The organism is Vibrio penaeicida, from assembly GCF_002933855.1.
Lineage (GTDB): Bacteria > Pseudomonadota > Gammaproteobacteria > Enterobacterales > Vibrionaceae > Vibrio > Vibrio penaeicida_A.
In genome coordinates, this window is record NZ_BFAQ01000025.1 from 75979 (window position 1) to 88444 (window position 12466).

10 protein-coding genes are annotated in these 12466 nt (G+C 40.9%); 7 read left to right on the top strand and 3 right to left on the bottom strand.

Features of this window, described 5'->3' with window-relative positions; all coding sequences use genetic code 11:
* Window positions 1-116: 116 nt before the first annotated feature.
* From VPNCDNU1_RS15145 to VPNCDNU1_RS15155, 3 genes are all read left to right on the top strand, one after another.
* Window positions 117-779, top strand: coding sequence for an HAD family hydrolase (locus VPNCDNU1_RS15145; protein ID WP_104401096.1), 663 nt, complete (start codon window positions 117-119; stop codon window positions 777-779).
* 210 nt (window positions 780-989) lie between these two features.
* Window positions 990-1409, top strand: a complete 420-nt coding sequence (locus tag VPNCDNU1_RS15150; RefSeq protein WP_104401097.1) for a GNAT family N-acetyltransferase — start codon at window positions 990-992, stop codon at window positions 1407-1409.
* 82 nt (window positions 1410-1491) lie between these two features.
* Window positions 1492-2250, top strand: coding sequence for a DeoR/GlpR family transcriptional regulator (locus VPNCDNU1_RS15155; protein WP_101111686.1), 759 nt, complete (start codon window positions 1492-1494; stop codon window positions 2248-2250).
* Between the two features lie 28 nt (window positions 2251-2278).
* On the opposite strand, the gene rbsK is transcribed toward VPNCDNU1_RS15155, so the two are convergent.
* Together rbsK and VPNCDNU1_RS15165 are read right to left on the bottom strand one after the other, a co-directional pair.
* Window positions 2279-3202 (bottom strand): ribokinase, encoded by a 924-nt coding sequence (gene rbsK, locus VPNCDNU1_RS15160; RefSeq protein WP_104401098.1) that lies wholly within the window; start codon window positions 3200-3202, stop codon window positions 2279-2281.
* A complete protein-coding gene (locus VPNCDNU1_RS15165) occupies window positions 3199-4041 on the bottom strand; it encodes an AraC family transcriptional regulator (protein ID WP_104401099.1) in 843 nt (280 codons plus the stop codon). Before VPNCDNU1_RS15165 ends, rbsK begins: the two co-directional genes overlap by 4 nt.
* 202 nt (window positions 4042-4243) lie before the next feature.
* Between VPNCDNU1_RS15165 and VPNCDNU1_RS15170 the strand changes: the two genes are divergently transcribed.
* The 3 genes from VPNCDNU1_RS15170 (at window position 4244) to VPNCDNU1_RS15180 (ending at window position 9334) form a co-directional block, all read left to right on the top strand.
* Window positions 4244-4666: a YHS domain-containing (seleno)protein gene (locus VPNCDNU1_RS15170; protein ID WP_237322409.1), complete on the top strand. Its 423-nt coding sequence runs from the start codon at window positions 4244-4246 to the stop codon at window positions 4664-4666.
* Window positions 4667-4961: 295 nt separating this feature from the next.
* On the top strand, window positions 4962-6293 hold the full coding sequence (locus VPNCDNU1_RS15175; protein WP_104401100.1) for an MFS transporter: 1332 nt from the start codon (window positions 4962-4964) through the stop codon (window positions 6291-6293).
* Between the two features lie 581 nt (window positions 6294-6874).
* Entirely contained in the window at window positions 6875-9334 is a 2460-nt protein-coding gene (locus VPNCDNU1_RS15180) for an SIR2 family protein (RefSeq protein ID WP_104401101.1), read from the top strand.
* A gap of 328 nt (window positions 9335-9662) precedes the next feature.
* Here VPNCDNU1_RS15180 and VPNCDNU1_RS15185 read toward each other — a convergent pair whose 3' ends face one another.
* Window positions 9663-10745 (bottom strand): acyltransferase family protein, encoded by a 1083-nt coding sequence (locus VPNCDNU1_RS15185; protein WP_104401102.1) that lies wholly within the window; start codon window positions 10743-10745, stop codon window positions 9663-9665.
* A gap of 567 nt (window positions 10746-11312) precedes the next feature.
* On the opposite strand from VPNCDNU1_RS15185, the gene VPNCDNU1_RS15190 reads away from it, so the two are divergent.
* Window positions 11313-11885, top strand: a complete 573-nt coding sequence (locus VPNCDNU1_RS15190; protein WP_104401103.1) for a sugar O-acetyltransferase — start codon at window positions 11313-11315, stop codon at window positions 11883-11885.
* Window positions 11886-12466 lie beyond the last annotated feature (581 nt).

Below are 12466 nucleotides of genomic sequence, written 5' to 3' on the forward strand. Positions count from 1 at the left end.
TTACTCATTTAGATCTTGGCTCATTTGACCCTTTTTCACTTAAAACGCGAAAGGTGCTCCTATCCCAACCAAGGTTCTAGTCTTCAAATATTCGGTCGGTTCAGAAAGGTATATTCATGTTAAAAATAGATAAAGAACAGCTAAAGTTTGATGGTGTGCTCTGGGACATGGACGGCACCATTGCCGATAGCGAACCGATTCACGAACGAGCCATTCGCCATACGCTTAACAAATATGGGGTAGACCCAACACACGACGACATGCAAAGCGTACTAGGAACAGAAGGGAGCAAAACCTTTGAATACTTTCAAACAACGTACGATCTCACCGTATCGTTTGACGATTATCAAGCCTCCAATTACCAGTACTTTTGTGCCCACAGTAACGAAGTAACCCCACTCTATGGGTGTGAGGTTTTCAAATCACTCCGTGCACTCGGTGTACCGCAAGCTATTGTCACGAATTCCGACCGTATATTAGTCAATGCCAGCCTCGCCGCTCTCCAACTTGAAATACCGGGTTTGACGGTTGTTGCCCGAAACGACGTTAGACTAGGAAAACCTTCACCGGAAGGATACTTGCGCGCCGCTTACCTTATTGATGTTGAGCCGAGTAAGCTTGCGGTGATTGAAGACAGCGTATTAGGCACAAAAGCAGGGCTGCTTGCAGGAATGCAAGTGATCGGTGTTCCGATAGAGGAAAATCGTCACAAATTCTCTAGCGACGTCACCCTTGTTAAAAACGCACATTCGCTGATTGACGCCCTTTCAAAAAGCTAATGGGTAAACCTTGCATCTTCGGTCATAGTAGACGCAGTGGCGATAATGTTTATTTAACTCTTTCAATATGCATCAAAAAATTTGGTTTCGAACACTGCATCTTCTATGAGCTGGTATATACTTTTTAAAAACCCTAATAACTCAAGTTGATACCGTTATACCCATGTAACCTCACCTTGAGATCACCGTTTTTATATTCAGGTAGGCTACATGATCATCGAAGTGACTTATCATCCAAGCAAGCACGATTTGGAGTCGATTTATCAGGCTTTAAGAGAATTTAATGAACCCTTTTTCCCTGGGTTGGATGAAAAAGTATTGGCTCTATTTATTCGGGACCAACACCATCAAATCATTGGTGGTATTGCGGCACACTTATTCTATGATTCCCTCCACATCCATCGTATTTGGGTTAACGAAGCCTATCGTCGAAAAGGGGTAGGCACTAAGTTGCTAAAAACGGCTGAAAAAGAAGCTCGGAAAATGCAAGTTAAGAAAGTATTTTTGGACACTTACAATTTTCAGGCTCCAGATTTTTACCAAAGACATGGCTTTCACGAAGTGGGTCGCTATGAGGGTTACCCTCAAGATGGCACAGATAAAATATTTTATCGGAAGACTTTGATATGATGGACGGAAGCCCAAGGTGATCTACCCTAGTCTTCTTTAGGAAATCACCTGAAGTAACCTCTATCACTATCCGGAGTTAAACGTGAAACAAACGCAGCGTCATCATGAGATACTCGCTTTATTGGACGAGCAAGGATTCCTTTCCACTGAAGCTTTTGTTGATACGTTTAACGTCAGCCCCCAAACGATTCGACGCGACCTAAATGAACTTGCCCAGCAAGGGCTCATCAGCCGCCATCATGGTGGGGCATCGCTCTATTCCAGTACAGAAAATGAAGCCTATTCCACCCGAAAAATCAGCCATCAGGAAGAAAAAGCCCGAATCGCGACCGAGTTGGTAAAGAAAATTCCTAATGGCGCATCCATGTTTATTGATATTGGGACAACGACAGAAGCCGTAGCGACCGCGCTGTTGAATCATAAAGATCTTAAGGTTGTCACCAATAACATCAATGTTGCCAGTATTTTGATGCCGAAAGAGGATTTCACCGTCATCATCGCGGGCGGTCAGATCCGCAATAAAGATGGCGGTATTATTGGGGAAGCCACACGAGAGTTTATCGAACAGTTCCGAATGGATTTTGGCATCATAGGCATATCGGGCATTGATTCCGATGGCAGCATGCTCGATTTTGATTATTCTGAAGTGAAAATAGCGCAAGCCATCATTGCCAGTTCACGTCAAACACTACTGGCTGCGGATAGCAGTAAATTTAACCGTGGTGCCATGGTGAACCTTGGTCATATTTCTCAGGTAGATTCGTTGTTTACCGATGAAGTGCCAGCATCGAACTTAGTTGATGTTATCAAGCAACACGACGTTGAATTAGTGGTGTGCTGACCACCTTGGGGGAAACCTTAGCCCTCACTTATTTTCCCTGATTCTTTAGGAAGGCTTCCACTTCAGTAATAAAAGGAATGGACGTTTGCGCGCCAAAGCGTGTCACTGAAATGGCGGCAGCAGCGTGTGCAAACACCACCGCCTCTTCAAGAGATTTTCCTATAGTCAGCCCCGCAATCAGCGCGCCATTAAACGTATCGCCAGCGGCTGTCGTGTCCACGGCTTCGACTGTAAAAGCGGGAATTAAATAGCCGATCCCATCCTGACTGACCCATACCCCTTTTGAACCCAAAGTAATAAGCACCATAAGCACACCTTTATGATGAAGATATTGTGCTGCTTTCGATGCCGATAAATGGTCCGTCACTTCAATTCCCGTTAGAATCTGCGCTTCAGTCTCGTTGGGGGTGAGTATGTCAACTTTCGAAAGTAGGCTATCTGGAAGCACACTGGCTGGCGCAGGGTTGAGTACAACTTTTTTGTTAGCGTTGTACGCAATATCAATCGCCTTCTCAACCCCTGAAATGGGGGTTTCCAGCTGAACCAGCAGATAGTCGCCCTGTTCTATAATATCCGCAAAACCCGACACCACTTTCGCCGTGAGACGATCATTTGCCTCGGCTGAAATGCAAATGCTGTTTTCCCCACTTTCTGCCACTTGAACCATCGCCATACCCGTCGCGCAATCGGGCTCTACCTTAATTCCAGAGACATCAATACCATCCGACTGATACTGCTTTCGAATGCCTAACCCAAAGGGGTCGTCCCCAACACACCCAATAAAGTGAGTCTCTGCACCCAGCCGTGTAGACGCCACCGCTTGATTCGCCCCTTTTCCACCAGCAATTACCCGATAATTTCGACCTTTCAAGGTTTCACCGGGCCGCGGAAACGCAGGAACTTGTAACACGTGATCAGCGTTGATGCTCCCTAACACGACAATTCCGTTCATAACTCTCTTTCGTCAGCCTCTTTTTTTAATGCCATCCATTGGCGTGGAGACACGCCTGTAATTTTCCGAAACACCTTACTGAATCCGGAGTAACTCTCGTACCCCACGTGATCCAGCACCCAATGCATCGGCTTTCCTTGTAAAATGAGCGATTGCGCAGCCCCAATACGCCAATGTGCGACATAATTGCCGGGGGTCATTCCTACCACTTTTTTAAAGGTATCGATGAATACCGTTCTCGACATCGCCCCTTTCTGCGCCATGTCTTCCATGGTGAAAGCTTTATAAGGAAGTTGGTGAATCATATTCAATACTTCCGATAATCTAGGGTGCGACAGCCCAGCCAACACACCTTGTTTTACTAAATTGCTATCAACTATGTGGCGAAAAAGCATGATCATCATGACATCACTCAACTTGTCGAGAATCACCTGCTGCCCGAGTTCTGCACTTTCCGCTTCCAGAAACAATCCTTCCATTATCGGCGACAACGCAGGCAATGTTCTGAACGGAATCACAATTTTGTCTGGAAGTGCGGAAAAAAGCAGCTCCCACTTCCCTTCACTGTATTCAATTGTAGAGCACACCAACTGAGCCCCATCCGATAGCCCTTCAATAACATGAGGTACCGTTTGCGGAAAATACACAATAGAAGGCTCATCGACCTTCATTTCCTTCCCTTTGTGATCTCGCAGTATCAACTTGCCCTCACGCACAATGTGAAGGTGACCTTGATTCTTTTCATCATCCCCAAATGACGAGGTACCGCAGAGCTGCCCGGTGTAGAAAACTTCAGACCGCATTGAGAGTTGTTGTATCAGTTTAGATAAAGCATCCATGAAAACCTCGGACTATTGGCACACTTTTACGCATTTCTGTACCCAAATAGACCGGACATCTGCCTTAAATTACTTCACACACGGTCAGGGCAAGCCGCAGAAATTACGGAAACCTGACATTAAGAAGATAATAAAAAGGAGTTTTCCTATGTCTGTTTCAAATAAATCTCTTAAGCGTCTTATTAGTTTAGGCGGTATTGCAATGCTTCCTTTCTCTGTGATGGCTGCCGACATCGACGTAAGCGCTGATGCCAATGACCTAGCAATTAAGGGTTACGACCCAGTAGCGTACTTTACGGCAAGTGAGCCGACTGTCGGTAACCCCGAATTTTCAGCGACTTACAAAAATGCGATTTACCATTTTGCTTCAGCTGAAAACCGCGATACGTTCCGAGCAGATCCAGCGGCATACGCACCACAATACGGTGGTTACTGTGCATTTGGTGTTGCGATGGGTAAGAAGTTTGATACCGACCCACTGGCGTGGAAAGTAGATGAAGGCAAGCTTTACCTAAACCTAGATAAATCAGTTCAACAGCGCTGGTTAGAAGATGTGACGGGGTTTGTTAAAACCGCGAACGGAAACTGGCCTGAAATCAAAACCGTAAGCGCTGATAAGTTATAAGTTTCCCCTCCCTTGCATTGAGTTCTCTCCCTCTATCCAATTCTTTGCAAGGGATCTTTTTATTCCCTGTCTTGGGTTAGCGCCCAATCAAAAGCCTCTTATGAGGCTTTTTTCTTTGAAACTACAAGAAATAGCACCACAAACATGCTTTTGCATCTCATGGTGAAAAAGATGTGTTGAATAAGAAATGGAAAGATTTTTGTAACCACCCCATCATTTCAATAGTGCCACCTAGCATCTAGAGCTTACTTGGGTGTATACCTAATGTAATGTTGCTCAACGTGCAGAGAACGTCATGACGCTCAAAGAAATCTTAGATATCCGTAACGTACGCTACTTCTTAGTGTTTCGAATCAGCTACTTTGCACGCTTTTACTACCCTGTATTCACCCTACTCTATTTAGATTACGGCTTAACGCTCTCTCAATTCGCAATACTGAACGTGATATGGGCAGCGACCATTGTAATTTCTGAGGTCCCATCGGGCGCTTTTGCCGATACTTTAGGGCGCAAAAAGCTCGTCGTCTTGTCTTCTGTGGTGATGTTCGTTGAAATTGCTATGATCGCCCTTGTACCCACGGGCAACCCTACGTTGGTCTTTGTTGTGTTTATGATCAACCGGGTATTGAGTGGTTTAGCCATGTCTTTGGCGAGTGGTGCGGATGAAGCACTGGCTTACGACACCTTAAAAGCGCAAGGCAAGGAAGAAGTATGGCCGCAGGTGTTACAAACCCAGCTTCGTATCTCATCTGGTGTGGGTATTTTTGTTACCTTGCTGGGCGCCGCCATGTACGATGTGAATTTTATGGCGACCGTTTACCAATTTCTTGGATTCGCCGCGCCAGAAAATACCCAAGACATCATGCGTATTCCCGTATTTGCCACTTTATTTGTCGCGATCATCGCCATTTATGCCGCGATAAACATGGAAGAAGACAACAACGTATTACCATCTCACAGCAGTAAATGGGCAACGACGGTCGCAAGCCTTAAACTGACAATCGATACCGGTAAGTGGGTTATTGCCACCCCCTACGTGCTGTTTATATTGCTCTATTACAGCTTGTTCGAGCATATCTCACGCATGTTTTTAACCATGAACAGCCAATACTATCGCGCCATCGATATCCCGATTATCTATTTCGGATTTATCGGCGCAGGGATAAGTTTGCTGCAAATTCTGCTGGCGGGGCAAAGCCGACGATTAGCAGAAAGCATAGCGCCGAGAACCTTTCTATTGGTGATGGGTATCGCAACCACCGTTACTTATTATTTGATCAGCCTCGGGTGGTCGATTTACGGAGTCATCCCCGTTCTGGTGCTGATTTTCATCAATATGACGATGAACATTTTCATTAGCTACCACCTTAATAAAAAGACCGAATCGCACAACCGAGCCACGGTTCTGAGTTTTAAGGGATTGATGTTCAACCTAGGATACGGGTCGATAGGCATTCTTTACGCCTACTATTACAAACTCATATCCCAAAGCTACACGGAGCAAGAGATTGAACAACACCTCGATTTCTTAGCGTCCCTCTCTTCATTCTGCTACTACTTCGCATTTTGGTTTGTCGTGATTAGCGGGTGGTTTTACGTTAAGAGTAGGAGGGTGGGGATTTTTTGAATGGCGGGAAGTTGTATGAGGTTTCTAACATGTTTTTGCTAACTTAGCAGTCAATAGGTTTATTTTGTAAGAAAAATGTATTCATTGTTAATTTACCTGAGTTACATGCCATATAAATTCAGTACTGCTACACCCAATCTACTTACAGGCATAAAAATCCCCTCACTTTTGAGAGAGAATATATTTAAGAAATATTAAAATAACTATGAACTGCTTTACTTTTATTAACGTGAAATCTGTAGATTAAATAAAATTCTAAATTTTACTTTTAAAATATAATAACAATCTAAGGGTGGAGTGAGTTTAGTATAAAAATAGTTACGCCCTTATAGAAAGCTTATAAGTACCTAAGAAATTTCGCTAGCGTAAATCCATTAAAAACTGCTGACAAACTTGAGACAAAGACGAATGCAGAGTTACTGCCCCATGTACGGGCTGATACTAAACCCTGAATTTAGCTCGCAACCTAAAATCATGATTCAAATCATAAAATCATGCAAAATATGCAACATGTTGTATTAATAAGATTACTTTAATTATAATATATCGTCTCTTTTAAACTTCCTTTGGAATAGTCGAACATGTTAGATAATTTGGACAGAACTAAGTTGAGCTATGCCCCAATCGATTTACATTTATTGAAGAGAAGAATTGCTTCAGGTAATGCAATTGTTTTTACTGGAGCTGGGTTTTCGACAGACACTACCAATGTTCTGGGTGAAACACCTCCTCTTGCGAAAAAACTTGCGAGAGAGCTAAGTAATTTGGCTAAACTAGATGAAATATCCGAAGAACTGATGTTTGCGTCTGAAGTCGCACTTGAGTTTAATGATCATGATACTATTTTGGAGCTATTAAAGGATAATTACACCCTTCGAAGTGTTTCGTCATTCCATGAAAACATTTGTAAACTGCCTTGGAAACGTTTTTATACAACTAACTACGATAATTCGATTGAGTTGGCAAGCTTAAATGTTTCGAAGCGTATCGAGTCAATAAATATTTCCTCAAATCCAGCAGATTACATAAAAAAGTCTAATGTTTGCCTCCACCTCAACGGGAAAGTAGAAGGCAGTATTTCTGAAGATCTTCAGTCTAAAATTAAGTTGTCAGATGCATCTTACCTCTCTGCTGATAGCTTCGTTAACTCTAAATGGTATTTTCACTTTAAGAGAGACCTCGAGAGGTCGAGCGCTATCGTATTTTTAGGTTATTCAATGTATGACATCGATGTAAAGAAGATACTGTTTGAAAATCCAGAGTTTGCAGAGAAAACTTACTTCGTAGTGAGGGATGGAGCGACCTTCCAAGATACGTTTATGATTAAGCGATTTGGTCATATTCTACCTATAGGTGTAAAAAACTTTGGCAAACTTGTAGAAAACCTAGAACTCATTGAAAGGACAGAAGAATTTAATCCTAAATCGCTGATCAAGTATGAGATTTTTAACGACACGGTAGACATTCGTGACTCAGATAGTGAAAAATTCCTGCTATTTGGATCTTACAATAAGGAGCTTCTCCAGAGCTCGCTAATCGAAAACAACAATGTTCCTTTCGCTGCCAAAAGAACCCATATCACAGATTGCATCTCACATATAAACTTAGGTCATAATCTTATAATCCAAGGTGATCTTGGTAATGGCAAGTCTATCTTTTTGGAATCTTTGGCATTTGAATTAACTATTAACGGGCATATTGTTTATTACATAGAAGATAACGATAGTGACTATATCCAAGATATAGAATATATTGAGTCAACAAACGAGAAATGTATCTTAATCGTAGATGATTTTTCTAATTACTTACCTCTTTTAGAATATGTAAAGCAAGCAGACCCTCAGAATATCCAGTTGGTTTTGAGTGAGCGTAATGTGTCTTATCTAAGTGAAGTTCAAGGTATAAATGTTGAATTCCTCGAAATTAATATTGATATTCTTACTAGCGATGAGATAGAAAGACTAATAGAAGTGGTCGATAATCTAGGTGCTTGGAATTCGTTTTCTTCTCTTAGTAATGAAAAGAAAATTCAGACAGTTAAGTCCAAATACAACTCTCAACTATCCTCGCTATTGCTTGGATTGTTAGATAGCCCAAATATCAAACAAAAAATCAAAAAACAAACCGATGCTTTGTATCAAGTAGAAGCATATAAAAAGACAGTTTTTGCTATTTGTTTATGTGAAGTAGTTAATGCGACTCCTACTGCAAGCCTTATATCTGAACTTATCGATAATAATGAGATTTATAACACTGGGCTTAGGAGGTCTGAGGAATTTAAGACGTTATTTAGGATTGAAAACAACGTTGTACGCTCTAAATCTAGCTTGTTAGCCTTGTCTTTACTAAACAATACATTCGGTGAAACATATATCATGGATGAATTACTAGCAGTGGCAAAAAGGCTTGATTCGAAGAAAAATCAAGGGAACGGATTTGACAAGATAATGACCTCAATCTTGAGATTTAGGTTCGTCGAAATGATCTTACCTCAGAAGAAAAGCGTTCTTAATCGATATTATGAGCGTATAAAAATAGACTGTAGCTGGTTAATGAAAAGTCCGCATTACTGGGTACAATACGCAATGTGCCGATTAGCATATAATGACTACAAGAAAGCGCAGGATTATCTTACAACAGCTTACGAACAAGCTCGTAACAAGAACAAGAATTATTACACAGACAATATAGATACTCAGCAAGCAAGGCTATACCTGAACCAAGCATTAAACGTGAATGATTCTCTTCAATCTTATAAATACTTCGATGATGCTCATAAATTGCTATCCTCATTACCTAATGATGGGCGAAAGTTTAGACAAGCACTGTTATATCAGGATATCTTCGATAAAAAGTATTCTAAGTATTCAGAGAAGTTTAAAGTCGCATTTGAACATGCAACTCGTAGAATCCTTGAGCAAGCAAGTAACGGTGATTTGGATCCTCGAATTATACATCATGCAAGACAAATGAAGTTTATTACACAAGCTAAAGACGCTCTAGAATCTGTACTGAAAGCAATTTTAGAAAATAGAAAGTAGCTTCTAACAATCAAAACTTTTGACCTTAGACTACATCATGGGTGTACGTAAATAAAATTAAAAAGATAATTAACCATTAATAATCTATATTAACATGGGCTTTTGCTCTACATGATAATAGGGCAAAAGCGAGCTGTAGATAAAACGTACTAATCACCCCAAAACTCTACTATCTCATCTTTGATCAACACATATACAGTATCTTATTAACCTATTTAGCCATAACGACAAAAATCGCAGACAATAGACCACTAATTAGGTGGGTTACTATTAAGTGTTAATTTACAAACAAAACCATACTGATAATCAGTAGAAGGTTAAAAACTTCCTACACTGTCTCAACCGCTTTCCGGCTTTTCCCTTCATCAGGTATACGCAAAAGCCTTAGCATTGCCGTTTTAAATACCGGAGCCAGTCTGCGCTCTACTTGTGTATGAATGATATAAGCTGCCACCAACATGAGCGCAATGGTCGAAGTGACTAAAACAACAGGATCAACGGAATCCCCAAAATGATTGAAGATGATGTAGCCGATGTTTTGGTGTACTAGGTAAATCGGGTAAGTCAGCACGCCTAGGTAGTACAGCCACTTTTGTCTGAGCATGTTTTCTTTACAGAAGGCGGTAACACAGAACAACATAAAGAAGGCGATGTTAAGAATGGCAATGACCGTGGTGTTGAATGTGATAGAGAACCAGCCAGACATTAACTCACCAAACAATGTCGATTGCTTAACCATGTAAACAAGCGACAGTGCCAGAAGTAGCAATTTAAAGGTGGACGCGCCATCACGGCGAATATAGTAGAACACCCCTCCGGCGGCAAAATACCCGCTCCAGTGCGGAAAAATAGACACCCACATGTTCATTTCTTTAGCCCAAGGGTGGAATAGTGTGGCGGTTGATACAATGAGCACTAAGGCAATCACATGCAGGAAATACTTCATCATTCTAAAAAGCAGCATACCAAAGACGAGTAAGTAAAATTTCACTTCAAGAAACAGAGTCCAATATGCCCCATCGACAGGCATATGCCCGAACCAGTGATTCACCATGGTTAAGTTCGCTAGGAACTGTGCACCGTCGACCGTGAATTTGGGAGCACCAAAATACACAGTAACAATACTGGTCAGAACTAATGCGACCCAGTAAGCAGGAAAAAGGCGAGAAAAACGGGATGCCACAAACTTTCGAGCACTGCCCCCTTCTACGCTCATAAAAATAACAAAGCCACTAATCACAAAAAAGAAATTGATGCCCATATAGGCGTAACGGCTCCAAATTCGAGTATTTTCTAGATCAATAACAGGGGCATGACCCGCCATATGCGCAGAATAGGTATAGTGAAAAATCACAACAAAAATGGCTGACAAAAACCTGAGCAAATCTATTTCGTAAAATCTTGTCTTCATATTTAATTGTCCATAAAGTCAAATAAAACCTTTCGATCCCAGTGTATTATTACCCGTTCATTGCTTATAACTAGGGGGCAAATTTTAGATAAGAAAAGTAATATCAAGCAGCACACCAACACCACTTAACATACTGTTATAATTAATTTTTATTATTTAAAACACGAACCACAATCTTACATGGCTTTTTGCATTCTATATCTCATTCGTTATTCATTATGTGCTCACACTCATAAAATAAAGTATTTTCATAAGGTATCTCACTCAATATTTATTGATAATAAATTGAAACTAAATAATCCTTAATAAAACTTAAATTAAAAAATAACACATCGATATATTTTGATATTAAAATGTTAAAAATATTTATCGTAATAATTGAATAAACTATCGGTCGAATATTTAGAAATATGTGGATAGTTTAAAAATGGAATTCAGACGCGTGAAAGTTGCCTCTTGCCGAGGAACTGCGCGAAGTTAACTGCCTCAAACAACCCGATGAATAGATAGCATTGCTAGTGATACACTATTACCTTGTAAACCGATAGGTAACAAGTAGAGGGCAAGATGACTGAATTTGAAAAGATGCTCGCAGGTAAAGACTTTGACGGTGGCTCAGACAGTATCGAACGTATCCGCCAGAATGCGTCTGACTTGGTGCAAGCCATTAACCAGAATACGGATGGTGTTCAGCGCAGTGAGTTGTTTCAACAACTGATGGGCGGTATCCCTGATTCGAGTTTAATCCGCTCTCCTTTCTATTGTGAATTCGGTAAAACAATCTCGATTGGCGAAAAGACCTTCATTAATATGAATGTGACTATGCTGGATGGGGCTAAAATTACGATTGGTAATAATGTATTGATTGGTCCGAATACGCAGCTTTACTGTGCTAGCCATGACCTGAATTACCTTGCGCGTCGTAACTGGGAAACCTCCTGTGCTCCTATAAACATAGAGGACGACGTGTGGATTGGCGGTAATGTTGTGATCAACCAAGGTGTGACAATAGGTGCGCGATCTGTAATCGCAGCCAACTCAGTCGTGAATAGCGATGTACCGCCAGATTCACTGTATGGTGGAACACCTGCCAAGTTAATCAGAAAAATTCATGAAAATGGTGAAGATATAAGCCGTTAATAGACGTTAGAAGAGGAGGATTTTCTAACATTCTAGCGATGCTCCTCAAAGCTACACCGCCGAATACACGAGAACAGCCTATCGCAATACTGTATCTCGCATTTCAAATACTCAGCCACCAACTGCTTTCAACTGCTACCCGACCTCGACAACGTGTACCGCGCCCCCGCAATATAGCATTCTATTTGAGAGAATAATGGCTTTAACAGTTTGGCATCTCATATCGACATGAAATGCGTATTTATAGCGCTCTCTAATATTCTGAATCACGATCAAAAATAATATTCTCGGATGCAAGAAAATACAGTATCACACTCCAAATAATAACAGTACTGAACACGGAATAATATTTAACCTAAAGGGTCTTTTTTCCTTAAATAAATATTCAACAAATTAACGAAAATCGATAATTTGCTATCAAAAATACCGCTATGTTCATTAAAAACCTTCATCCCTGTTGAATTATTATTCTTTTAAATATTTAAAAAATAAACCATTCTCTTTATTGAGACAGTATTTTTTCAACAAAAAATAACTCGAATAAAAATCACAAAATAAACATTAATAACGGAACATTATAA

Bases quoted from the DNA above. Each gene is read 5' to 3' on its own strand.
- VPNCDNU1_RS15145 (WP_104401096.1), top strand. From the start codon at position 117: ATGTTAAAAATAGATAAAGAACAGCTAAAGTTTGATGGTGTGCTCTGG.
- VPNCDNU1_RS15150 (WP_104401097.1), top strand. From the start codon at position 990: ATGATCATCGAAGTGACTTATCATCCAAGCAAGCACGATTTGGAGTCG.
- rbsK (WP_104401098.1), bottom strand. From the start codon at position 3,202: ATGAACGGAATTGTCGTGTTAGGGAGCATCAACGCTGATCACGTGTTA.
- VPNCDNU1_RS15165 (WP_104401099.1), bottom strand. From the start codon at position 4,041: ATGGATGCTTTATCTAAACTGATACAACAACTCTCAATGCGGTCTGAA.
- VPNCDNU1_RS15170 (WP_237322409.1), top strand. From the start codon at position 4,244: ATGCTTCCTTTCTCTGTGATGGCTGCCGACATCGACGTAAGCGCTGAT.
- VPNCDNU1_RS15175 (WP_104401100.1), top strand. From the start codon at position 4,962: ATGACGCTCAAAGAAATCTTAGATATCCGTAACGTACGCTACTTCTTA.
- VPNCDNU1_RS15180 (WP_104401101.1), top strand. From the start codon at position 6,875: ATGTTAGATAATTTGGACAGAACTAAGTTGAGCTATGCCCCAATCGAT.
- VPNCDNU1_RS15185 (WP_104401102.1), bottom strand. From the start codon at position 10,745: ATGAAGACAAGATTTTACGAAATAGATTTGCTCAGGTTTTTGTCAGCC.
- VPNCDNU1_RS15190 (WP_104401103.1), top strand. From the start codon at position 11,313: ATGACTGAATTTGAAAAGATGCTCGCAGGTAAAGACTTTGACGGTGGC.